Source organism: Streptomyces alboflavus (assembly GCF_000716675.1).
Classification (GTDB): Bacteria; Actinomycetota; Actinomycetes; order Streptomycetales; family Streptomycetaceae; genus Streptomyces; species Streptomyces alboflavus.
In genome coordinates, this window is record NZ_JNXT01000004.1 from 145,228 (window position 1) to 167,960 (window position 22,733).

The 22,733-nt window shown below is 72.5% G+C and carries 25 protein-coding genes; 10 read left to right on the plus strand and 15 right to left on the minus strand.

Annotated features, from left to right (window positions below):
• Positions 1-55 precede the first annotated feature (55 nt).
• Positions 56-958 carry an endonuclease/exonuclease/phosphatase family protein gene (locus OO63_RS05345; protein ID WP_030358148.1) on the plus strand — a complete coding sequence of 301 codons (903 nt, stop codon included), beginning with the start codon at positions 56-58 and terminating at the stop codon, positions 956-958.
• A 109-nt stretch (positions 959-1,067) separates the two neighbouring features.
• Here OO63_RS05345 and OO63_RS05350 read toward each other — a convergent pair whose 3' ends face one another.
• The 4 genes from OO63_RS05350 to OO63_RS46615 form a co-directional block, all read right to left on the minus strand.
• Positions 1,068-2,030 carry an electron transfer flavoprotein subunit alpha/FixB family protein gene (locus tag OO63_RS05350; protein WP_030358149.1) on the minus strand — a complete coding sequence of 321 codons (963 nt, stop codon included), beginning with the start codon at positions 2,028-2,030 and terminating at the stop codon, positions 1,068-1,070.
• A 59-nt stretch (positions 2,031-2,089) separates the two neighbouring features.
• Complete coding sequence (locus OO63_RS05355; RefSeq protein ID WP_030358150.1) at positions 2,090-2,878, minus strand: electron transfer flavoprotein subunit beta/FixA family protein; 789 nt, start codon at positions 2,876-2,878, stop codon at positions 2,090-2,092.
• Positions 2,879-3,109: 231 nt separating this feature from the next.
• On the minus strand, positions 3,110-3,616 hold the full coding sequence (locus tag OO63_RS05360; protein WP_030358151.1) for a flavin reductase family protein: 507 nt from the start codon (positions 3,614-3,616) through the stop codon (positions 3,110-3,112).
• A 207-nt stretch (positions 3,617-3,823) separates the two neighbouring features.
• Positions 3,824-4,195 (minus strand): TlpA family protein disulfide reductase, encoded by a 372-nt coding sequence (locus OO63_RS46615; RefSeq protein WP_030358152.1) that lies wholly within the window; start codon positions 4,193-4,195, stop codon positions 3,824-3,826.
• Between the two features lie 266 nt (positions 4,196-4,461).
• Between OO63_RS46615 and OO63_RS05370 the strand changes: the two genes are divergently transcribed.
• Complete coding sequence (locus tag OO63_RS05370; protein WP_030358153.1) at positions 4,462-5,190, plus strand: lysophospholipid acyltransferase family protein; 729 nt, start codon at positions 4,462-4,464, stop codon at positions 5,188-5,190.
• A 13-nt stretch (positions 5,191-5,203) separates the two neighbouring features.
• Here OO63_RS05370 and OO63_RS05375 read toward each other — a convergent pair whose 3' ends face one another.
• The 8 genes from OO63_RS05375 to OO63_RS05410 all read right to left on the minus strand — a co-directional run bounded on the left by OO63_RS05375 (position 5,204) and on the right by OO63_RS05410 (position 14,699).
• Positions 5,204-5,893 carry a B3/B4 domain-containing protein gene (locus tag OO63_RS05375; protein WP_030358154.1) on the minus strand — a complete coding sequence of 230 codons (690 nt, stop codon included), beginning with the start codon at positions 5,891-5,893 and terminating at the stop codon, positions 5,204-5,206.
• Between the two features lie 89 nt (positions 5,894-5,982).
• A complete protein-coding gene (locus tag OO63_RS05380; protein WP_030358155.1) occupies positions 5,983-8,226 on the minus strand; it encodes a glycosyl hydrolase family 95 catalytic domain-containing protein in 2,244 nt (747 codons plus the stop codon).
• Between the two features lie 207 nt (positions 8,227-8,433).
• Positions 8,434-9,039 (minus strand): transglutaminase domain-containing protein, encoded by a 606-nt coding sequence (locus tag OO63_RS05385; RefSeq protein WP_030358156.1) that lies wholly within the window; start codon positions 9,037-9,039, stop codon positions 8,434-8,436.
• Positions 9,040-9,132: 93 nt separating this feature from the next.
• Positions 9,133-10,203 carry a threonine aldolase family protein gene (locus tag OO63_RS05390; protein ID WP_030358157.1) on the minus strand — a complete coding sequence of 357 codons (1,071 nt, stop codon included), beginning with the start codon at positions 10,201-10,203 and terminating at the stop codon, positions 9,133-9,135.
• Positions 10,200-10,940: an SDR family oxidoreductase gene (locus OO63_RS05395; protein ID WP_051810585.1), complete on the minus strand. Its 741-nt coding sequence runs from the start codon at positions 10,938-10,940 to the stop codon at positions 10,200-10,202. The genes OO63_RS05390 and OO63_RS05395 overlap by 4 nt, the downstream gene beginning before the upstream one ends.
• Positions 10,941-10,966: 26 nt before the next feature.
• Positions 10,967-12,370, minus strand: a complete 1,404-nt coding sequence (locus OO63_RS05400) for a DUF6421 family protein (protein ID WP_030358159.1) — start codon at positions 12,368-12,370, stop codon at positions 10,967-10,969.
• Positions 12,371-12,451: 81 nt separating this feature from the next.
• Entirely contained in the window at positions 12,452-13,552 is a 1,101-nt protein-coding gene (locus OO63_RS05405) for an alpha/beta hydrolase (RefSeq protein WP_234311141.1), read from the minus strand.
• Between the two features lies 1 nt (position 13,553).
• A complete protein-coding gene (locus OO63_RS05410; RefSeq protein ID WP_030358161.1) occupies positions 13,554-14,699 on the minus strand; it encodes an LLM class flavin-dependent oxidoreductase in 1,146 nt (381 codons plus the stop codon).
• Positions 14,700-14,946: 247 nt separating this feature from the next.
• Here OO63_RS05410 and OO63_RS05415 point away from each other — a divergent pair, with 247 nt between their 5' ends.
• From OO63_RS05415 to OO63_RS05425, 4 genes are all read left to right on the plus strand, one after another.
• Positions 14,947-15,666: a lysophospholipid acyltransferase family protein gene (locus tag OO63_RS05415; RefSeq protein WP_030358162.1), complete on the plus strand. Its 720-nt coding sequence runs from the start codon at positions 14,947-14,949 to the stop codon at positions 15,664-15,666.
• Positions 15,667-15,763: 97 nt separating this feature from the next.
• The gene (locus tag OO63_RS05420; protein WP_033263851.1) at positions 15,764-16,399 is read left to right on the plus strand and encodes a PadR family transcriptional regulator; all 636 of its coding nucleotides are present in this window, start codon (positions 15,764-15,766) and stop codon (positions 16,397-16,399) included.
• A 77-nt stretch (positions 16,400-16,476) separates the two neighbouring features.
• Entirely contained in the window at positions 16,477-16,602 is a 126-nt protein-coding gene (locus OO63_RS47355) for a hypothetical protein (protein ID WP_257791640.1), read from the plus strand.
• A gap of 75 nt (positions 16,603-16,677) precedes the next feature.
• Positions 16,678-17,361, plus strand: coding sequence for a glycerophosphodiester phosphodiesterase (locus OO63_RS05425; protein WP_030358164.1), 684 nt, complete (start codon positions 16,678-16,680; stop codon positions 17,359-17,361).
• Positions 17,362-17,398: 37 nt separating this feature from the next.
• On the opposite strand, the gene OO63_RS05430 is transcribed toward OO63_RS05425, so the two are convergent.
• Positions 17,399-17,953: a GNAT family N-acetyltransferase gene (locus OO63_RS05430; protein WP_030358165.1), complete on the minus strand. Its 555-nt coding sequence runs from the start codon at positions 17,951-17,953 to the stop codon at positions 17,399-17,401.
• Between the two features lie 135 nt (positions 17,954-18,088).
• Here OO63_RS05430 and OO63_RS05435 point away from each other — a divergent pair, with 135 nt between their 5' ends.
• Positions 18,089-18,475, plus strand: a complete 387-nt coding sequence (locus tag OO63_RS05435) for a VOC family protein (protein ID WP_030358166.1) — start codon at positions 18,089-18,091, stop codon at positions 18,473-18,475.
• Between the two features lie 45 nt (positions 18,476-18,520).
• On the opposite strand, the gene OO63_RS42030 is transcribed toward OO63_RS05435, so the two are convergent.
• On the minus strand, positions 18,521-19,657 hold the full coding sequence (locus OO63_RS42030) for a caspase family protein (protein WP_030358167.1): 1,137 nt from the start codon (positions 19,655-19,657) through the stop codon (positions 18,521-18,523).
• Positions 19,658-19,667: 10 nt separating this feature from the next.
• Positions 19,668-20,021 (minus strand): effector-associated constant component EACC1, encoded by a 354-nt coding sequence (locus OO63_RS05445; protein ID WP_033263828.1) that lies wholly within the window; start codon positions 20,019-20,021, stop codon positions 19,668-19,670.
• 262 nt (positions 20,022-20,283) lie between these two features.
• Between OO63_RS05445 and OO63_RS05450 the strand changes: the two genes are divergently transcribed.
• The 3 genes from OO63_RS05450 (at position 20,284) to OO63_RS05460 (ending at position 22,706) form a co-directional block, all read left to right on the plus strand.
• Complete coding sequence (locus OO63_RS05450; protein WP_030358168.1) at positions 20,284-20,898, plus strand: DUF5134 domain-containing protein; 615 nt, start codon at positions 20,284-20,286, stop codon at positions 20,896-20,898.
• A 149-nt stretch (positions 20,899-21,047) separates the two neighbouring features.
• Positions 21,048-21,980, plus strand: a complete 933-nt coding sequence (locus OO63_RS05455; protein WP_030358169.1) for a M56 family metallopeptidase — start codon at positions 21,048-21,050, stop codon at positions 21,978-21,980.
• A 33-nt stretch (positions 21,981-22,013) separates the two neighbouring features.
• A complete protein-coding gene (locus OO63_RS05460; RefSeq protein ID WP_051810570.1) occupies positions 22,014-22,706 on the plus strand; it encodes a phosphatase PAP2 family protein in 693 nt (230 codons plus the stop codon).
• Positions 22,707-22,733 lie beyond the last annotated feature (27 nt).

Genomic DNA, 22,733 nt, shown 5'->3' on the forward strand with positions numbered 1-22,733 from the left:
CGACCGCGACCGAACGCACCGACCGCACCATCCGCGACCCCACGAAGGAGAACGCGTGCCGACCGACAACCGAGTGACCCGCCGCTCCGGCCTGCGGACGGCGGCCGCGGCCGCCGCCGTCACGGTCCCGCTGCTCGCGACCGCGCTGGCGGCGTCGCCCGCCCGCGCGGTGGAGCGTCCGGGCCGGCGCCTGGAGGTGATGTCGTTCAACCTGCGCTACGCCGGAACGACCCCGCCGAACACCTGGGCCGACCGCCGCCCCGTCACACGGGAGCTGCTGCGGCGCGCCCGCCCGCACGTCGTGGGCACCCAGGAAGGTCTCTACCAGCAGGTGCAGGACATCGCCGAGGACCTGGGCCAGCACTACGCGTGGATCGGCACGGGCCGCGCGGGCGGCAGCCGCGACGAGTTCATGACGGTCTTCTACGACACGCGCAGGCTGAGCCCCGTCGCCTACGACCACTTCTGGCTCTCCGACACCCCGGACGTGATCGGCTCCAACACCTGGGGCGGCGGCTCGATCCGCATGGTGACCTGGGTCCGCTTCCTGGACCGGCGCACGGACGGCGAGCTGTACGTCCTCAACACCCATCTGGACAACGCCAGTCAGTACGCCCGCACCCGCGCCGCGCACCTGATCACCGACCGCATCGCGACCCTCGACCGGTCGCTGCCGCTGCTCGTCACGGGCGACTTCAACGTCGCGGCGCACAAGAACCCGGTGTACGAGACGATGCTGGGCGCCGGGCTCGTCGACACCTGGGACGCGGCGGACGAGCGCAGCAAGCAGTACGCGACGTTCCACGGCTACAAGCCGCTCGTGCCCGACGGCGACCGCATCGACTGGATCCTGGCGACGCCGGGTGCCCGGGTGCACGCGGCCGCCATCAACACCTTCTCGCTCGGCGGGCAGTTCCCGAGCGACCACCTGCCGGTGCAGGCGAGCCTGACGCTGTGACGCGCGAGGCCCCCGCCTCCGCGCGCGGCGGATGCGGGGGCCTCGTCCGGCCTCGGCCACGGGGCCGCCGGGAGTGCCGGTGCCCCGGAACTCCCCCGACCCGACGGGCTCAGCCCTTGCGCGACTTGACCTCGTCGGTCAGCTGCGGGACGACCTCGAACAGGTCGCCGACCACGCCGTAGTCGACCAGGTCGAAGATCGGGGCCTCGGCGTCCTTGTTGATGGCCACGATGGTCTTCGAGGTCTGCATGCCGGCGCGGTGCTGGATCGCGCCGGAGATGCCGGAGGCGATGTACAGCTGCGGCGACACGGACTTGCCGGTCTGGCCGACCTGGTTGGAGTGCGGGTACCAGCCGGCGTCGACGGCGGCGCGGGACGCGCCGACGGCGGCACCGAGCGAGTCGGCGAGCGCCTCGATGATCGCGAAGTTCTCGGCGCCGTTGACACCGCGGCCGCCGGAGACGACGATCGCGGCCTCGGTCAGCTCCGGGCGGCCGGTGGACTCGCGCGGGGTGCGCGCGGTGACCTTGGTGCCGGTGGCCTGGGCGGAGAACGACACGGACAGGGCCTCGACGGCGCCCGCGGCCGGGGCGGCCTCGACCGGCGCCGAGTTCGGCTTCACGGTGATGACCGGGGTGCCCTTGGAGATGCGGGACTTGGTGGTGAACGCGGCCGCGAACACGGACTGCGTGGCCACCGGGCCCTCGTCACCGGCCTCCAGGTCGATGGCGTCGGTGATGATGCCGGACTCGATGCGGACCGCGAGGCGGGCCGCGATCTCCTTGCCCTCGGCGGAGGACGGCACGAGCACGGCGGCCGGGGACACGGCGTCGTAGGCGGCCTGGAGCGCGTCCACCTTCGGTACCACGAGGTAGTCGGTGAACTCGGAGGCGTCGGCGGTGAGGACCTTCACCGCGCCGTGCTCGGCGAGCGTGGCGGCGGTGGCCTCGGCGCCGGAGCCGAGCGCGACGGCGACGGGCTCGCCGATGCGGCGGGCCAGCGTGAGCAGCTCCAGGGTGGGCTTGCGGACGGCGCCGTCGACGTGGTCGACGTAGACGAGAACTTCAGCCATGGGACTTCAATCTCCTGCGATTACGAAGAAGTTGGGCGATGTGAGGTGATGACCGAAGCTCAGATGAACTTCTGACCCGCGAGGAACTCCGCGAGCTGCTTGCCGCCCTCGCCCTCGTCCTTGACGATCGTGCCCGCGGTGCGCGCGGGACGCTCGGCGGCGGAGTCGACCTTGGTCCAGGCGCCCTCGAGGCCGACGGTCTCGGCGTCGATGTCCAGGTCGTCCAGGTCGAGCGACTTCACCGGCTTCTTCTTGGCGGCCATGATGCCCTTGAAGGACGGGTAGCGGGCCTCGCCCGACTGGTCCGTCACGGACACGACGGCCGGCAGGGACGCCTCGAGCTGCTCGGATGCGGTGTCGCCGTCACGGCGGCCCTTCACCACGCCACCCTCGACGGAGACCTCGGAGAGCAGCGTCACCTGCGGCACACCCAGGCGCTCGGCGAGGATCGCGGGCAGCACGCCCATGGTGCCGTCGGTGGAGGCCATACCGGCGACGACAAGGTCGTAGCCCGTCTCCTCGACGGCCTTGGCCAGGACCAGCGAGGTGCCCATGACGTCGGTGCCGTGCAGGTCGTCGTCCTCGACGTGGACGGCCTTGTCGGCGCCCATCGAGAGGGCCTTGCGGAGCGCGTCCTTGGCGTCCTCGGGGCCGACGGTGAGGACCGTGATCTCGGCGTCGTCGTCCGCCGCTTCCTTGATCTGCAGGGCCTGCTCGACCGCGTACTCGTCGAGCTCCGAGAGCAGACCGTCCACGTCGTCGCGGTCGACGGTCAGGTCCTCGGCGAAGTGCCGGTCGCCGGTGGCGTCGGGCACGTACTTCACACAGACAACGATCCTCAAGCTCACGCCGGCTCTCCTACTGCATCGTCATTACTGGGCTGCTGCCTCGGCTACAAACCACTGCCTTCTTGCAGGCAGCATAGGCGCCTGAAGCGGCGGGTCCCGGCTGGGGCGGCCCCCGCTCCAACCGGAATATTACTCATGAGTACACCCAGTACTTTCCCCCTGAGCAAGCGCTTTGAACTGTGACCTTCGCAACGCTCCGTAATCACGCGCACCCCGCGTCATCGGGAACTCTCAGTCACGCAGCGCGTTGAAGCGTCCCTGGTGGTACAGCAGCGGACGGCCCGCCCCCGCGGGGTCCCCGGCGACCACCTCGGCCAGGACCACCCGGTGGTCACCGGCGGGCACCCGCGCCACGACCCGGCACACCATCCAGGCGAGCACGCCCTCGAGGACCGGCACGCCCTCGGGCCCGTCGAACCAGCGCGTGGGCGCGCCGAAGCGGTCGGCGCCGCTGCGCGCGAAGGCGGCGGCGAGTTCCCGCTGGTGCTCGCCGAGGATGTGGACGCCGACGTGCTCGGCCCGGGATATCGCGGGCCAGCTGGAGGCGCCGGTGCCGATGCCGAACGAGACCATCGGGGGTTCGGCGGAGACCGAGGTGAGCGAGGTCGCGGTGAAGCCGACGGGGTCCGTGCCGCGGGCGGTGATCACGGCGACTCCGGCCGCGTGCCTGCGGAAGGCGGAGCGGAGCAGGTCGGGCGTGGCGAGCTGGGGGGCGGAGAGGTCGGGCGTGGCCGTCATGGAGTTGTGTCCTTCTGCCGAGAGGTACGAACGGGTCCGTGGCTGCTCAGCGGGACCGACAGCGCGCACTGGCATGGCGCGCGAGGTCCACGTGGACACGCTCGTAGAGAAGGAGCTCCGGGGGCATGGCAGCAGGCTGACGATAAGTGGCGGGTGCAGTCAAGCCCGTTCCGTGACGCGAACGCGCGACGGGCCGCCCCGTAGCGCTCATATCGCCGCCCCCAGGGCCGAGATCACATCGGCCTTCCGCGGCTGTCCGGCCGCGCGCCGCACCTCGTGCCCGGCGGCGTCGAGGACGAGGACGGTCGGGGTCTTGTCGACGCCCAGCGCGCGGACGAGGCCGAGGGCGGCCTCCGCGTCGATCTCCACGTGGGCGACGCCCGGGACCATGGCGGCGACGTCCGCGAGGACTCTGCGGGTGGCCCGGCAGGGCTGGCAGAACGCGCTGGAGAACTGCACGAGCGTGGCTCTCTCGCCCAGCTCGGCGCCGAGTTCCGCCGCCCCGAGCCGAGCCGCACCCGGCCGGTCCGCACCGGCCGGTGCGGCGCCGAGCGACCCCGCGCCCTTGCCTCCGCGCACCCCTGTCACGCGCGCCCCGCCTCTCCCACCCCCACCGGGGGCCTCGATCCGCCCCACTGGGGCTCCACATACGTCCATCCCTACAGCGCACGCGCGTACGGAAAGATTCCGACGTGACGAGAATCTCCCGCGATACGGGCACCATGGCTGGCCAGCCGCTCGTTCTTGGGGCACGATCTGGCGGAGCCGTAGACCCTACGGATCCGTAACTTAGCTTCCTGCCAAAGGCCCTCTCCTCTGGCAGAGACGAAGGGCCCTCCCCAGCCATGGCAGAACTCGTCTACCGACCGGTCATCGGCGTCGCCAAGACCTTCTTCAAGGCTCTCGACCTGAAGATCGACTGCAAGGGCTCCGAGAACATTCCGCGCTCGGGCGGGGCGGTCCTGGTCAGCAACCACATCAGCTATCTGGACTTCATCTTCGACGGCCTCGCCGCCCTGCCCCAGAAGCGCGTGGTGCGCTTCATGGCGAAGGAGTCGGTGTTCCGGCACAAGATCTCGGGTCCGCTGATGCGCGGCATGAAGCACATCCCGGTGGACCGCAAGCAGGGCGAGACGGCCTATGCCCACGCCCTGGACTCGCTGCGCGCCGGAGAGATCATCGGGGTGTTCCCGGAGGCGACGATCTCGCAGTCGTTCACGCTGAAGTCGTTCAAGTCGGGTGCCGCGCGCATGGCCCAGGAGGCCGGGGTCCCCCTGATCCCGATGGCTCTGTGGGGCACGCAGCGGCTGTGGACGAAGGGGCACCCCCGCAACTTCAAGCGCCAGGGCCTGCCGGTGACGATCCGCGTCGGCGAGCGCATGGAAGCCCCCAAGGACCAGTACGCGGGCGCGATCACGCGCCGTCTGCGCGAGCGCTGCCAGGAGCTCCTGGAGGCCGCCCAGCGCGCCTACCCCGTGCGCCCCAAGGGCCCCGAGGACACCTGGTGGATGCCGGCGCACCTCGGCGGCACGGCCCCGACGCCCGCCGAGGTCCGCGCCGCCGAGGCCGGCTGACCCCTGGGCACGCCTAGCCCACCGGCTCGTGGACGGTGACGCGGGCCCCCGGGCTGACCTTCTCCAGGAGCTCGGCGAGTTCGGCGCCCGCCGCCGCCAGGCCCGCGTCCGGGCCCATGCCCTCCAGCAGGAAGATCGCGTTCACGCTCGCCTCCGTGAGGCGGGTGCGCGGGCCCTGCCGCCAGTTCCAGCGACGGCACGTGACGCCCTCGTCGTCGCGCCAGACGACCTCGCCCGGCTCCGGGTGCTCGACGGCTCGCTCGCCCCCCGCCATGGTGACGAAGTCCTCGTCCCCGGCCGCCCGCACCAGTCGCATGCCGCCCTTGATGTGGTCCAGGTCCTCGCCGCCGACCGGGATCAGGTGGGCCACGCTGATCGCGTTGTAGACGTCGACGAGCGCGTTGATCCGGGGCAGCCCGCCGTCCGCGAGCGCCCGCTTGGCCAGTGCCTCGGCGGAGTTGCGGGTGCGCGAGGGCTTGGCACCGAAGGCCGTGTACGCGGCGCGCCAGGCCACCATGTGCGGGTCCTCGTGCGGGGCGCGGCCGTCGAGGCGCGCCGCGAGACGGCGGGCCGCGTCGTCGAGCAGGGCCGAGGTGGCGTCGGTGCTGGGGCCGTTGACGAGGTCGTACGCCTCGATGGTGACGTGGGTGAAGCCGGGCGCGAGCGTGCGCACCTCGTCGGACACGGTGAGGGTGAGCGTCATGGTCTGCCTTGGTTCGCGGAAATCGACGGAAGTACAGCATAGAGCACCAGTGAGTGCACCACGATGGACTTCCGTCGCTTCCTGCGCCCCTACGGCAGCCCCCACGCGGGTTCCGTCCCGTTGGCGCGCACATCGCGCGGGCGCAGCGACGGCCTGGCCCCCTTGGGCGTGATCACCGCGGCCTGCCCGCGCCGCAGCGGCACGCTGATGACGTCCCGGCCCGTGTACGGCAGCGGCCGGCCGCGCTCGTCACGCACGTCGATCGCACCGGTGATGCCGTGCCGCAGCCGCAGCGGTTCCCCGGCCTCGCTCGCCACCCTGATCCACTCGGTGCGTCCGCCGCGCCGCGAGGCGTCGACGAGGAACGCGCCCTGCGTACGCACCCGTTGCAGGCTGGCGTCCGCCCAGGTGCGGGACACGGCGGGGAAGACCTTCACCACTCCCCCGTGGCTCTGCGTCAGCATGTCGAGGAGGGACTGACCGGCGCTGACGGGGCTCTCCAGGGCGAAGTTGGAGCCTTCGCGGTACATGGTGTTGGGCGTCATCGCACATTTGTCGGTGACGTTGCCGTCCAGGAAGAACCGCAGGTGGCCGAGGGCTTCCTCGGGCTTGCCGAAGAGCGTCTCCATGGAGGCGGCGGCAGCGTAGCTGTAGCCGTGCCAGCGGTCCTGGCGACTGGTCCAGTGGTCGAACGTGCGCCGGTCCAGCTTCTCCTGGAGCGGGTAGAGCCACAGAAGGTGCGAGTAGTGGCGGTGGGACTCGGCGAGCGGGACGCCGTCGCCGATCATCACGCCGTTCTCGTTCTCGTGGTACGGGACGAGCCGGTCGCGGATGTCGCGCCACCGCTTCTCGTGCGGATCGCGCAGGCGCAGCCTGCGCGCGGAGTCGAGGAGCGTGGTCACGCCCCAGCGCAGCAGCGAGAGGTCGTAGGTGCAGTCCGAGGCGTTGGCGTACTCCGGGGAGCGGGTCTCGGGCAGGTGGAGCCGGCCGTCGGAGCCCTCGGTGAGGTGGCGGGCGTAGTAGTGGACGGCCCTGGTGAGGACGGGGCGGATGACGTGCCGCAGGACATCGTCGTCCATGTGGTGGCGGTAGGTGACCCAGGCGTTGTGCAGGGCCCAGGTGAGGTTGCCGGTGTGGTCGTTGGGGCTCTCGCCGGGGATGCCGACGTAGCGCGGGCCTGAGCGCAGCTTCCAGTCGCCGGGGTGGCACAGGGCGTAGGTCTCGCCGTCGCGCAGCCGCGGCCAGATGTTGGACTCCAGGTTCTCGTGGTACTTCGCGAACGTCGGGGTGACGGCGTCGAGTTCCCGGTGGTTGGAGCCGTTGGCGATCGGATACGTCACCTGGACGTTGGTGTTCCACCAGATGCTGGTCCAGTTGTTGCCGGTCTCGGGGAACCAGGGTCCGAAGACGGGGGTGACAGGCCCGTGGCTGCGGGTGGCGCAGGCCAGCTTGTAGAGCTGGATCCAGTAGAAGCGCTGCACCTTCTTGTCGGGTACGGACACGAAGCTGCGCCGGTAGAAGGCGTGCCACCAGTCCCGGTGCCGGGCGACGGGCACCTCGGGCGGGCCGTCGAGGGCGCGCGCCACGAGGCGTTCAGCCGTCGCGCGGCCGGTCGAGCTGGGGTGGCCGTAGGCGATCGTGGCCGCGAGGAGCCTCTTCGTGCCGGAGCGCGCCTCGCGCCAGGCCGTGGTGTAGCCACCGCCCGCGTGCAGGGGCTGTTCGACGACTCCGGGAGCGGTCGTCGGGTCGGGGTTGGCGGTGTAGTCGGGCGGGACGCGGGTGGTGCGGGTGGTGTGCGAGGGCAGCGCGGTGAAGCCCCAGGCGGCCGTCTCCTCGCCATCGCTCGGCTCCAACGACACCAGCAGGACGTCTTCCTGACTGAGGATCAGGGCGGTGAACCGCACACTGCCGCGCGCCGTGGTGAGGGTGCCGGTCAGCTCGGCGTTGTCGAGGTCGAGCCGCCAGTCGACAGCGGTGATCGTGCCCGCGAGGGTCAGCGTGAGGAAGCCGACGCCGAGCCGGGAGTAGCCGATCGCGGCCTCCCACTGGCCGCGCTGGTCCTGTACGTACGAGTGGTTGATCATGATGCGCAGGACGTTGCCCTCGCCGGGCTTGACGTACAGATGGGCGGCGAGGAACCCGTTGCCGAGGAACGGGCCCTCCTGCCAGCCGCCGGGCAGGCGCCGCCACACCATCGCGGCGTCGCGAAGGAGCGCGCCATGCACGTCGTCCGGTGCGGCGGCCGGGGCTCTGCCCCACGCGACAGGTGACCCGGCCGCCACTAACGCTCCGGAGGTGCCTGCGACGAACGCGCGCCGCGAGATGGGGGACATGGCGAGGCCTTCCGACGGAGGACTGCGTGACAGCGCGCCAACGCAACGACTCGGACGGCACGCAGCATCGACGCCGGGACGGGCATGCGTCAAGGAATCCGACAGGAATAGGTCGGATGAATCTCCAACCCATGCGCCACGCCAAGGACTTGCAGGGACGTTGCCTTCACGTACGCGACCTGTCCTCCGATGAATGGCCCCCTACGCTCACCGGGTGGCCGGGATCTCCGTCGGCAGCGTGTCCCACAGGTGCGGCCGGTCGGCCGCCTGTCGCAGGCTGGCGAGCACCGACGGGTGCGGGGAGGCGTGGAGTTCGGGGTAGTCGACCTCACCCGCCGCGGCGTCCGGGATCCAGGCGAGCCGTTCGCCGTCGAGGCTGAACTGCGCGTCCACGCCGGGCTTGTTGCCGCGGGGGTCCTGCCGGTGCCAGGCGCCGTCGAGGCGCACGGCGACGAGTCCGTGGACGACGAAGCCGCTGCCGTCGTCGTGCAGGAGGCGCTGGTAGCACAGCGCCGTCGGGATGTCCTCGGCGCGAAGGAGCGCGGCCAGGGCGTGGGCCTTGGCGTGGCAGATGCCGGTCGCCTGCTCCAGGACGTCGGAGGCGCGCCAGGTGACGCGCGGGTCGCCGGAGTCCGCGGAGTGCGGGACGGTGTCGCGTACGAACTTGTAGGCGGCGCAGGCGTACGCGTAGGAGTCGGCCACGTTCTTGGCGAGCCGGGCCGCCGTCTCGCGCACCAGGGGATGCGTATGGTCGATGACCTCGTCCGCCGCGAGATAGGCCGAGAGGTCCGGGGTCTGCTGGATCAGCTGCATGGCGAGCGAGCATAAGAAAGCGGCCGATCGTCAGTCAATGACTTTTCGATCGACCGCATACTTATGCGCTCCGTCGCGTCCGGGGCGGTGCGGTCAGCGCGCCATTTCTTCCTTCAGCGCCGCCACGAAGGCGTCCACGTCGTCCTCGGTGGTGTCGAAGGAGCACATCCAGCGGACGTCGCCCGCGGCCTCGTCCCAGAAGTAGAACCGGAAGCGCTTCTGCAGGCGCTCGCTGACGTCGTGCGGCAGGCGCGCGAAGACGGCGTTGGCCTCGACGGGGTAGAGGATCTCCACGCCGTGCACCGCGCGGACGCCCTCGGCCAGGCGCTGGGCCATCTCGTTGGCGTGCCGGGCGTTGCGCAGCCACAGGTCCTTGGCGAGCAGCGCCTCCAACTGCACGGAGACGAACCGCATCTTGGAGGCGAGCTGCATGGACAGCTTGCGCAGGTGCTTCATGTGCCGCACGGCGTCCTGGTTCAGGACGACCACGGCCTCACCGAACAGCGCGCCGTTCTTGGTGCCGCCGAACGAGAGGATGTCGATGCCGACCGCGTTCGTGAACGTCCGCATCGGGACGTTCAGGGACGCGGCGGCGTTGGCTATCCGCGCGCCGTCGAGGTGCACCCGCATGCCGAGGCCGTGGGCGTGCTCGACGATGGCGCGGATCTCGTCCGGGGTGTAGACGGTGCCCAGTTCGGTGTTCTGGGCGAGCGAGACGACCTGCGGCATCGCGCGGTGCTCGTCCTCCCAGCCGAAGGCCTGACGGTCGATCAGCTCGGGGGTGAGCTTGCCGTCGGGCGTGGGCACGGTCAGGAGCTTGATGCCCGCGACCTTCTCGGGGGCGCCGCCCTCGTCGACGTTGATGTGCGCGCTCTCGGCGCAGATCACCGCGCCCCAGCGGTCGCTGACCGCCTGGAGCGCGACGACGTTCGCGCCGGTGCCGTTGAAGACCGGGAAGGCCTCCGCGCTCGCCCCGAAGTGGCTGCGGATCACCTGCTGGAGGGCTTCTGTGTACTGATCCTCGCCATACGCGACCTGATGGCCGCCGTTGGCCAGGGCCAGGGCCGCGAGCACCTCCGGGTGCGTACCGGCGTAGTTGTCGCTCGCGAAGCCGCGGACGTCCGGGTCGTGGTGCCGGCGCGCGTCGGTCTTGGGTGGGTTCACGGCTTCTCGGTCAGCCACAGACGGTTTCCGTTCACTTCCTCGGCGGGCCGCTCCCAGACTCCGGCGATGGCCTCGGCCAGCTCCTTCACGTCGGTGAAGCCCGCGAACTTCGCGCTCGGCCGCTCCGCCCGCATCGCGTCGTGCACCAGCGCCTTGACCACCAGGATGGCAGCCGCCGCGCGCGGCCCCCCGTCGCCCCCGGCCTTGCGGAAGGCGTCGCCGAGCGCGAGCGTCCAGGCCTCGGCGGCGGCCTTGGCGGCCGCGTACGCCGCGTTGCCCGCCGTCGGCTTCGAGGCGCCCGCGGCGCTGATCAGCAGATAGCGGCCGTTGCCACTGCGCTGCAGGCCGTCCTGGAAGGCGAGCGAGGTGTGCTGGACGGTGCGGATCAGGAGGTCCTCCAGGACGTCCCAGTCGCCGAGGTCGGTCTCGGCGAAGGAGGCGCTGCCGCGCCAGCCGCCGACGAGGTGGACCAGGCCGTCGATGCGGCCGAACTCCTTCTCGGTGCGGTCGGCCCAGGCGCGGGCCGCCTCCAGGTCGAGCAGGTCGACGGTGTCGCCCGTGACCGTGGCGCCGCCGTGGGCGTACCGCGCGGCGTCCACGGCCTCCGCGAGGCGGGCCGCGTCGGCGTCGGAGGCGACGACCGTGGCCCCGGCCTCAGCGAGCCTGAGCAGTGTGGCCCGGCCCGCGGGACCCGCGGCCCCGGCTACCGCGACTACGGCTCCGTCGAGTGCGGACATGGTCCTCGCCTCCTTGATGCGGTCGCTCACGCGGCGACCTTCCCGGCTCCCGAGCCCGCGGTGATCCCCTGAGTGGAGGCGATCACTGCCTTGAGCTTCTTGGAGAGCGCCTCATAGAACATGCTGAGCGGAAACTCGTCCGGAAGCACCTCGTCGACCAGTTTCCGCGGCGGCAGCGAGGTGTCCAGGGCGTCGGGACCCTTGGCCCAGCGCGAGCCGGGGTGCGGGGACAGGTAGGTCGAGACCAGTTCGTACCCGGCGAGCCAGTGGACCAGCTTGGGGCGGTCGATGCCGTCCCGGTACAGCTTCTCGATCTCCGCGCAGAGCTGGTTGGTGACCTGGGGTGCGCGCTCCCAGTCGATCTTCAGCTTGTTGTCGGTCCAGCGGACCACGTCGTGCTTGTGCAGGTAGGCGAAGAGCAGCTGGCCGCCGAGGCCGTCGTAGTTGCGCACCCGCTCGCCGGTGACCGGGAAGCGGAACATCCGGTCGAAAAGCACCGCGTACTGCACGTCGCGGGCCTGCGGGACGCCCTCGGCCTCCAGCTTCACGGCCTCCTTGAAGGCCGTGAGGTCGCACCGCAGCTCCTCGAGGCCGTACATCCAGAAGGGCTGCCGCTGCTTGATCATGAAGGGGTCGAACGGCAGGTCGCCGTGGCTGTGGGTGCGGTCGTGGACCATGTCCCACAGGACGAAGGCCTCCTGGCACCGGTCCTGGTCGTCCAGCATCGCGCGGACGTCGGCGGGCAGCTCGATGCCGAGGATGTCCACGGCGGACTCGGTGACGCGGCGGAAGCGGGCCGCCTCGCGGTCACAGAAGATGCCGCCCCAGGTGAAGCGCTCGGGGGCCTCGCGCACGGCGATCGTCTCGGGGAAGAGGACGGCCGAGTTGGTGTCGTACCCGGCGGTGAAGTCCTCGAAGGTGATGCCGCAGAACAGCGGGTTGTCGTAGCGCGTGCGCTCGAGCTCGGCGAGCCACTCGGGCCAGACCATGCGCAGCACGACCGCCTCGAAGTTGCGGTCGGGGTTGCCGTTCTGCGTGTACATGGGGAAGACCACGAGGTGCTGCAGGCCGTCCTCGCGGCGGGCCGCGGGCTGGAAGGCGAGCAGCGAGTCCAGGAAGTCCGGCACCACGAAGCCCGCGTCGACCCAGCCGCGCAGGTCGCTCACCAGCGCCCGGTGATACGCCTCGTCGTGCGGGAGCAGCGGGGCGAGCGCCTCGACGCCGGATATGACGCGGTCGACCGCCGCCTCCGCGTCGACGCGGGTCGGGGCGCCCTCGCGCTCGAAGTCGATGGACCCGTCCTTGGACTGCCAGGGCCTGATTTCCTCGACGGCACTCTTGAGTTCCGGCCAGGCCGGGTGATCCACCACGCGTCCGTCACGGATGGCGTCGCCACCCTCCACCGCCGTGTGCACAAGAATTTCCGTCATAACCCATCCTCCACGGGAGAACCTCGCGTATGGACACCGTATGTGTGCGGGGTTCTCTGTTTCAAGAGGGGATCCGGGAAATTATCCTGCCCCACCCCCACCAGATCCGCTGTTTTTCCTGCCGTCCATCGTCGAGACGATTGCTTCTCTTACTGTTTCCTGTGCGGCGCGGGCGTCGGCGAGAAGCTCCGGGAAGCCGAAGAACCCGTGGAACATGGCCGGAAAGTGGCCCTCGACGACGGGAACCCCGGCGTCTCTCAGCCGCGCCGCGTAGGCCCTGCCCTGCGCGCACAGGGGGTCGTGGCCGGCGGTGACGACGACGGCGGGCGGCAGGCCGGAGAGGTCGGCGGCCAGGAGCGGCGAGACGCGCGGGTCCGCCGGGTCGCCGCCCGCGCGCAGGTACGCCCCCAGGTACTGCTCGCGGAACCAGCGGCCGTGGGCGGGCGTGAGGAAGCTGGTGCCGGGGTCGGCGTCCCCCAGGCCGGCGGGGCGGTCACGGCCGTCCACCGCCGGATAGACGAGGACCTGCAGCGCCACCCGCGGGCCGTCGTGGTCGCGGGCCGTGAGCGCGGCCACGGCCGCGAGGTTCCCGCCCGCGCTGTCGCCCGCGAGCACCAACGGGCCGCCCTCCCCGCCGAGTTCGGCGCGGTGCGCGTGCGCCCACAGGACGGCGGCGTACGCGTCGTCGACGGCCGCGGGGAACGGGTGCTCCGGGGCGAGGCGGTAGTCCACGGAGACCACGGCGGCCCGCGCGGCGCGGCACAGGCCGCGCGCGGTCGCGTCGTGGGTGTCCACGCTGCACAGGGACCAGCCGCCGCCGTGGAGGAAGACGACGGTGGGGCGGGGCGCGGGTGCCGCCGTTTCGCGCGCGGGCGCGGCCTCCGGCAGATAGCACCGCACGCGCAGGTCCGGCGCCCCGGACGGCCCCGGGACGGACCGGTCGGACACCGAGCCGACCTCGGGCGGCGGGAACGGCGACGCGGGCGCGGCGGCCAGGATGCGGCGCGCCTCGGCGGCGTCGGTGACGGCGCCGCCGATGTCGGGGAAGAACGCGGTGAGCGCGGCGACGAGGGGACGGGCGTCGGGGGCGAGGGGGTGAGCGACGGGGGCGACGGGGGCGACGGGGGCGACGGGGTGAGCGTCGGCGGCGAGGGGAACGGGGTCGGGCCTCCCTGCATCCATCTCACGCCACCTCCCTGCGGCGCGGACGGAAGTGCGGGATCACCGTCTCGCCCCACTGCCGCAGCGTCTCCAGGCACGCCTCCTGCGGCACCGTGCCCATCTGGACCAGGCACATCACCTCGTCCGCCCCGGCCGCCCGCAGCCGCTCGACGTAGGCGATGGCGTCGGCCGCGGTGCCGTAGGCGTGGTCGGCGTGGAACACGGCGGTGGCGGACGGGCGGACAGGGATGTCCTGCTCGTTCAGGCGCGCCACGACCTGCTCGCCCGCGGTGCGCAGTGCGACGGCTTCGTCGGCGTCGTCGGTGCCGTCGACCACCGCCTCGTCGGGCAGCCCCGCGCCGCCGTACCAGTGCGCGATGGACTGCGCGAAGAACCGCTGGCCGCGCAGGCCCACGCGCCGGGCGGCCGCGCCGTCGTCGAGCACGATGGTCGGGCAGAGCACGGCGAAGTGGTCGTTGACGACGCTCGACACGAACCCCTCGGGCGTACGCGCCGCGATGGCCTCGTCGTACACGCGCCGCATCCCGGCGATCGACTCGGGCCCCGCGAAGCCCATCACCAGCGCGCCGACGCCGAGCCCGGCCGCCCGCTGAAGGGTCTCGGCCCTGCTGCACGCGAGGAACAGCGGCGGGTGCGGAGTCTGCGCGGGGCGCGGCAGGACCGGGTGCGGCCCGATGTCGAGCAGCGGGCCGTGGTGCTCCAGCTCGTCGTGCTCCCAGGCCCTGGCGACGACGCGCAGCGCCTCCTCGACCTCCTGCGCCGTGCGGTCCGGGTCGACCCCGCAGAGCGATGTCTCCTGGGCCGTGCCGCCGCGGCCCGCACCCAGGTCGAGCCGGCCGCCGGAGAGCAGGTCGAGCATCGCGGCCCGCTCGGCCACGCGCGCGGGGTGGTTGAAGTTGAACGGCATGCAGACGACGCCGTGCCCGACGCGGATGGTGCGGGTGCGGGCGGCCACCCAGGTCAGGAAGACCTCGGGCGCGGACATGTGCGCGTACCACTTCAGGGAGTGGTGCTCGACCGCCCAGACGCGGTCGAACCCCATCTCCTCGGCCAGGACGGCCTGTTCGACGCAGTCGTGGATGAGCCGGTGCTCACGGTCCACGGTCGGATCGGCGAGTTGCGCTTCGAAGATGACGGAGAACTGCACGGTGCCTCCAGGGAGTTGGGCCTCCGGGACGCTCGCATGTTTCAAACAGTCATATGACTAGTCGTCAGATCTTGAAGAGGCAAGAGGCACGGCAAGGGCGGTGCGACGGGGCGGCGACAGGTCAACTCACGCCAGACATAGCTCACATGAGACGCCATCCCTGGCTGATTACGCGTTCTCCCTCAAACCCCTTGAGACCACTAGCGTTCCCCGGCGCGGGGGCAGCCAAGGAGGGGGTCTCACAGGCATGTTCTACCGCTTCTTCAAGTGCGTCGTACTGGTGCCGCTGCTGCGGTGGCTGTTCCGGCCGCGGATCGAGGGGCTCGAGCACGTGCCCGCCGCGGGCGGGGCGATCGTCGCGGGCAACCACCAGTCGTTCTGCGACCAGTTCCTGCTGGGGGTGACGCTGCGGCGGCGCATCGGCTTCCTCGCGAAGATGGAGTACTTCACCGGCGAGGGGCTCAAGGGCCGCCTGGCCGCCGCGTTCTTCCGGGGCATCGGGGCGATCCCGGTGGACCGGTCCGGGAACGGGGCGGGACGGGCGGGGGTCGAATCGGGGCTCGCGGTGCTGCGCGGGGGCGGGCTGCTCGGCATCTTCCCGGAGGGGACGCGTTCGCACGACGGCCGTCTGTACAAGGGCCGGGTGGGGGTGGCGGCGATGGCGCTCCGCTCGGGCGCGCCCGTGGTCCCCTGCGCGATCATCGGCACGTTCGAGGCGCAGCCCGCGGGACGCAGGGTGCCGAGCCTCGTGCCCCTCACGCTGCGCTTCGGCGAGCCCCTGGACTTCTCGCGCTACGCGGGCATGCAGGACCAGCGGGCCGCGCTGCGGGCCGTCACGGACGAGATCATGTACGCGATCCTGGTGCTCTCCGGCCAGGAGTACGTGGACCAGTACGCCGTGGACGCCAGGCCGGAGGCGCGGACGAAGGCGCTCGCCGAGCACGCGGCGGCGCCGCGCGCGGCCTGAACCCCGGACACCCCCGGCGGCCCGCGCACGCGCTGAACCCGGAGGCCCGCGGGCGGACCCTTGCGCGCACACCGGCCCGTTCACTTCAATGCGGCTCATGGCAGCCCCGCTCCCGGCCCCGTCGCCCCCGCCCGCCCCGCTGCCGCAGACGGCGTGGGCCGTGCTCGGGCTGCTGTCCTTCCCGGGCGAGCGGACCGGCTACGAGCTGAAGAAGTGGGCCGACTCCTCGCTGCGGTTCTTCTACTGGTCCCCGGCGATCAGCCAGATCTACGCCGAGCTGCGCCGCCTGGAGGCGCTGGGGTACGCCTCCTCGCGCCGCTCGGGCCCGGAGGAGCCGCGGGCGAGGCGGGCGTACGCCATCACGGACGCGGGCCGGGAGGCGCTCGCGGACTGGGCCGCGGGCGGGCAGGACGCCGGGCCGCCGGTGCTCAAGCATCCGCTGCTGCTGCGGGTCTGGCTCGGCCACCTCACCGATCCTGCCCGGCTGCGGGCCATGGTGGGCGAGCACATCGCGCACACCCGGGACGAACTGACGCAGGTCCAGGGCGCCCTGGCGCACGCCCAGGGCGTCGAGGGCTGGGCCCACCCCCAGATCGCGCTGCGCTGGAGCGCCCGCCATCTGGAGGGCGAACTCGAGCTGGCCGAGGCGCTGCTCACCGACCTCGGCGGCCTCCCGGAGACGCCCGGCGAGCGTCCTGGTCAACGCCCGGACGACGCGCCCACCCACGGGTGAGACCACTCGCGCTCAAGGGCTCCGCGGCGGTAGGACGGGCCGGGTCAGCCGACTCCACCGAGAGAGGCCGCGAACCCTTGAGCACCCGCGCCGTCCTTGTCGCCGCCCTCATCACCGGACTCATCCTGGGCATCGTCGGAACCAGACCGGACGACTCCACTCCGTCCCGCAGGGACGGTCCCATCGCGGAGGCGGGCCATTAGGCTGCGCCTTGCCGCGTGGTCATGAGCCGCCGAGCCGCGCGGAGCCGAGCCGCCGTCGACGGAAGCGAGTGAACCTTGAACTTCCTCACCATCGGTCATCGCGGTGTCATGGGGGTCGAACCCGAGAACACCCTGCGTTCGTTCGTCGCCGCCCAAGCCGCGGGCCTCGACATCATCGAACTCGACCTGCACCTCAGCAAGGACGGCGCCCTCGTCGTCATGCACGACGCGGACGTGGGCCGCACCACCGACGGCCGGGGCGCCATCGCCGACAAGACCCTGGCCGAGCTGCGCGACCTGGACGCGGGCAAGGGCGAGCGGATCCCCGTCTTCGAAGAGGTCCTCGACGCCGTGAAGGCGCCGCTACAGGCCGAGATCAAGGATGTCGCGGCGGCCCGCGCGCTCGCCGACGTCATGCACGCGCGCGATCTGACCGGCCGGGTGGAGGTGCTCTCCTTCCACGACGAGGCCATCGCCGAGATCGCCCGGCTCGTCCCCGGCGTCCGGACCGCGCTCGTGGCCAGCCGCTACGGCACGGACGTCGTGGAGCGCGCCACCGCGGTGGGCGCCACCAGTCTCGTCCTGAACATCCGGCGCCTGACACTGGAGATCGTCGAGCACGCGCGCAAGGCCGACCTGCGGATCATCGGCTGGGTCGTGAACACCCAGGACGATCTGCGCCTGGTGCGCGCGCTGCAACTGGACGGCGCGACCACGGACTACCCGGAGATCAAACGCACGGGCCGCTTCACCGCCTGAAGGACCGCGCGCACCGCCCCGCGCCCCGGGGCACCGCTCAGCCGATCTCCTTCACCAACAGCTCGAACTGCAGGTCGTCGCGCTGCGGGATGCCGAAGCGCTCGTCGCCGTACGGGAAGGGGCTCATCTTTCCCGTACGGCGGTAGCCGCGCCGCTCGTACCAGGCGATGAGCTCGTCGCGCACGGAGATCACGGTCATGTGCATCTCGTGCGCCCCCCACGCCTCGCGCGCCACCCGCTCCGCCTCCGCCATGATCACCTTGCCGAGGCCCGCGCCCTGGAGCGCCGGGCTGACCGCGAACATCCCGAAGTAGGCGTGCTCGCCCCGGTGTTCCAGCTGGCAGCAGGCGACGACACGGCCCTCGACCTCGACGGCGAGCAGCTTGCTCCCGGGCTTCTCGATGACCGCGACGACACCCTCGGGGTCGGTGCGCTGGCCCTGGAGGATGTCCGCCTCCGTCGTCCACCCGGCCCGGCTGTCGTCCCCGCGGTACGCCGACTCGATGAGCGCGACCAGCGCGTCGACGTCGTCCGTGGTGGCGTCCCGGAACGTCGGGTCGCCGTGGGTGCTGGGGCGCGGTGCCGTGTGCATGGGCGCGTGTCTCCGATCTCCGGAGCCGCGGCGCGTGCCGGGCCCCGGCTGCGGCGGGTTTCCGTACGGCGGCGGCGCCACTCCCGCACCACCGCGCGCACCGCCGAGCGTAACCCGGCGCTAGCGTGCACAGGCATGGTGCACGTACTGAGCAGCAGGATCCTCCTGACCCCCACCGACCTCGAGCGCTCCCGCGCGTTCTACGGCGGTGACCTGGGTCTCGCGGTGTACCGGGAGTTCCGCACGGGCTCCGGACGCGGCACGGTCTACTTCCTCGGCGGCGGCTTCCTAGAACTGTCCGGCAGCGGCGGCGCTCCCCCGTCCCCCTCCGTGCGGCTGTGGCTCCAGGTCGCGGACGTCGCGGCCGCCCACGAGGAGCTCTCGGCGCGCGGCGTGGAGATCCTGCGCGCGCCGGTGCGGGAGCCGTGGGGCCTGATCGAGATGTGGATCGCGGACCCGGACGGCATCCGGATCGCGGTGGTGGAGATCCCGGAGGACCATCCGCTGCGCTACCGGCCCTGAGGCAGGCGGGCGGCGGCCGTCCGCCCGGCTCCGGCCGCCCCCGGCTCAGAAGTGCGGCGCGTTGGGGTCCCGGACCCGCTGTGACCAGTGGTCGATGCTCAGCTGGTCCGCCTTGGTGTCGGCCGCTCCCGCCGGCACCGCCGCCTCCAGGTCGCCGACGACGCCGCGCAGGATCTCCACGGCCCGCGCGGCGTGCCCCGTCTCCCCGGCGAGCGCGGCGTGGGCCCGGCGGTAGCGCAGCACCTGCGCGTCCGCTCTGGGGAACACCGTCATCGCGTCGGCCGCGATGTGCGCGAACAGGTCGCCCGCGTGGGTCACGTACTCCGGGCGGGGGCGCGGTGCCGCCCGGCGCCCCAGCTCGGCCACCCGCTGCGCGAAGCGGGCCCGCGCGTCGAGCCCGGACCGGCTGAGCGCCGTGCCGAACGCGACATTGCGGGCCAGGGCCACGTCCTCGGCGAGATCCGTCGTACGGTGCCGGGGAGCCGGCAGCATCCGGTCCAGGTCCCCGGTCTCCTCGTCCGGGCACGGCGTGGTGGGCAGGACGACCGACAGGCGCCGGTACAGCGTGCCGAGGTCCAGGTACTCGGGGCCGTCCGGTACGCCCTCCGTGAGCAGGCGCAGCAGCGCGGACGTGAAGCCGGTGTTGCGCTCGTCCGGGTCGCTCAGCGCCTTCTCGGTCCGGCCGGCGGCGCAGAGCACATGGACGTCGGCCACGGCGGGGTCGTACAGGGCCCGGCCGGCGAAGCAGCAGTCCAGGATCACGACCTTCCGCTTCGCCCGGACGTGCTTGAGCCGGGCGAAGAGCGCGCTGACGGGCAGCCCGGTGCGCGCGGCGTCGTCGGGGGTGTCGACCGAGCCCGGCAGCGCGAGGCACAGCTGTTTCTCGGCGTCGAGCGTCCCGTGTCCGGCGTAGCAGAAGAGCACCAGGTCGAGCGCGTCCCCCTGGACGAGGTCGAAGCCGCCGAGCGCCTGTGCCGCCGTGGCCGGATTCAGCACCGTGTGCACGCGGGACGCGTCGAGCAGTCCGCTCGGCCCGGTGAGCACCTGTTCCAGGTCGGCGACATCGGCGGCCGCCTGCGGCAGCGGCGGCAGCTTGCTGGGCTCCACATGCTGCGCGGTGCCCACGAGAACGGCCAGGGAGTCCAGTCGGCCGGGCACGCCGGCGGGCCAGTGTGCGTACATCGGACGGACCTTACTGGGTGAGCAACAGCCGGACGCGCCGCATCGTCTCGGGGACGTCCGCCGGGCGCTCCACCACGATCTCCTCCGTCTCGCCGGTCGACGCGGTGAGCGTGAACGTCACCCTGCCGCGCTGTGCCCGGCGCTCCAGCCAGGTCTGGAGGAACGGCACCACGACGGGCGCGGCCGCGAGCACGAGCTGGAGCATCTCCACCCAGCCGCCCGCCTCGCCCGGCCGCGGCGGCGTGACCCGCGGCCTGACCTCGACGTCCAGGTTCTCGGTCTCCTCCAGCCACTGGGCCAGATCGCGCGAATCGGCGTCGATTTCCTTCGGCGTGCCCTGGAACGCGATGGAGATCTCGTTCATGACTGCCCCCCTGGCGATGCGCTCACCAAATGCCGCCAGCGGGTCAACTGGCCGCAAAGACACCGTAGTTACGCAACTCACGCTTGAACAGAGCAACTCCGACCCGCCGTGCTCACGGGGAGGGCGCGCCGCCCCGGCGAACGCGCGGGCGCCGCTCCGCGCCCTCGCCGCGCGCCTGCCGTACCTCCATGCGCTCCCGTACGCCGCCCCGCGGCCGGGCATCGACCCGACGACGGTGTCGCGTCGGTCGAGGAGGTGCTCGGTGCACGGACCGGGGTCGGCGAGCTGGCTGCTCGTGACGCTCTGCGCGGGGAGCGGCGCCTACTGCCTGCTGCGGATGCGCAGCCGCGTCGAGGAACAGCGGCGCACGGCGGGCGGCGAGGCGCTCATGGGGTTCGGCATGGCGGTGATGGCCCTGCCCGCCACGGTGGTGCAGCCGCCGCGCGGCGTGTGGCTCGGGTACGCGGCGGTGTTCGCCGCCGCGGGCCTGTGGATGGCGTGGCCCGCCGTGCGCGCCCCGCGCCACCTGCACCACGTCGTGGGGGCGCTGGCGATGGTGTACATGGCGACGGCGATGGTGGCGGCACCGGGCGGCCACGCCGGTCACGGCGGCACGGGCGTGCCGGTGGTGACGGGTGCGCTGCTCCTGTACTTCGCCGGCCACGTCCTGCTCTCCGGCGCGCGCCTCGCGCCGGTGGGGGCGGTGGTCGCCGGGGGCGAGGGGGCTCCGGGCGGGGGCGGGGACCGGGCGGCGTGCCGCGCCGCAGAGCCGCGTCCGGACGGCGCCGTGGGCTGGGCCGACCGGCCGGAGCTGGTCCTCGTGTGCCGCCTCGCGATGAGCATGGGGATGCTGGCGATGCTGGTCCTGATGTCGTGAGACCGCTGGTGCCGATGCAGTGAAGGGGCGCTTCGGCGCCTCGCCGCGGAGGGCCCGCGCGCCCCGGGACACCTGATTCCGTCGTGGCGTACGTCACTTGCGGTGGCTGCCCATACCCCCGCGCGGCGCGGCCCTCATAGGGTTGACCCATGATGGTCCCCGTCGCGCTGTTGCTGCTCGGCGCGCTGACCGCCGTCGTCGCCCCCAGGATGCTCGCGAGGGCCGACTGGGTGGAGCGCGAACCGGTGGTCGCGCTGTGGGTCTGGCAGTGCGTGGTGGCGGGTGTCCTGCTGTGCTGCGCGCTGTCGATGACGTTCAGCGCGGCGTCCGCCTGGCAGGCGGTGCGCGGGCATCTGTTCGCGCCCGCGCCGCGCGGCGTCGTGGAGGCGTACGCGCTCGGGCCGACCCCGTGGGCGGCCGTGACGGCGGTGGTGCTCGCCTGCGGCGGTGTATGGACCGCCGCGATGCTCACCCGGGAGATCGCCCGGGCCCGCACCCGACGCACCAAGCGCCGCGCCGAACTCGTCGTGCGGGCACCGCTGTTGCCCGGCGAGGAGCCCGGCGCCGACCGGCTCGTGGTGCTCGAGGGCGAGCGGCCCGACGCCTGGTGGCTGCCCGGCGCCGCACCCCAACTGGTCATCACCACCGCCGCGTTGCGCCGCCTGAAGGGCCGTCAGCTGGATGCGGTGCTGGCCCACGAGCAGGGCCACGCGCAGGCCCGGCACGACTGGCTGCTGCACTGCTCGGGCGCGCTCGCCGCGGGCTTCCCGCAGGTCCCGGTGTTCGCCGCGTTCCGCGACGAGATGCACCGGCTCGTGGAACTGGCCGCCGACGACGTGGCGTCGCGCCGCTTCGGCCGGCTCACCATCGCCCTCGCCCTGGTCGAACTCAACGAGGAGCGGGGCGTGTTCGGGCCCTGCCCGACCCCGCAGGCCCATGTGCCGCAGCGCGTGCACCGGCTGCTCTCGGCCCGCCCCCGGCTCACGGCGGGGCGTCGGCTGCGGCTTACGGCGGCCGCGGCGCTCGTCCCGGTCGTGCCCCTGCTCGTGGCCTTCGTCCCGGCGCTGCGCGCCCTCGGTTAGGTGCCGCCGCCCTCCATCGGCCAGGATCGACGTATGCCTTCCGCACCGCCCGGAGCGACCCGGCGCACCACCCGCGCCCCGCGCGCCGCCCTGTTCCTCGCCGTCCCGTCCGTCCTCCTCCTCGTCCTCGTCGCCGCCGAGTGGCACCCGCTGCTCGCCCTGGACGACGACATCGCGCGGACCACCCACCGCTGGGCGGTCGGGCACTCGGGCCTGACGCAGACCGCGCGCGTCCTGACGGACTGGGTGTGGGACCCCTGGACCATGCGCGCGCTCGTCACGGTCGTCGTGCTGTGGCTGGTGGCACGGCGTGCGTGGTGGCTCGCGGGCTGGCTCGCGGCGACCTCCCTGGTGGGGACGCTGGTGCAGCAGGGAATGAAGGCCGCGGTGGGCCGGGAGCGACCGGAGTGGCCGGACCCGGTGGACTCGGCGCGCTATGCGGCGTTCCCGTCGGGGCACGCGATGACCGCGACCGTGGTGTGCCTTCTGATGCTGTGGCTGCTGAGGCTGTACGGCGCCGGGGCGCTGGTGTGGCGCGCGGGGCTCGTCGTCGCCGTGGTGTCCGTGGTGGGTGTGGGGTTCACGCGGGTGTGGCTCGGCGTCCACTGGGCGTCGGACGTCGTCGAGGGCACGCTGCTCGGGGGCCTGACGGTGGCGGTGGCCGTGACGGCGTACGAGCGTTTCGTGCCCGAGGATCAGCGTCCGGACCGCGCCGGGCGCCTCTGACCGGTCCCCTCGCCCGGCGCCGCCCCG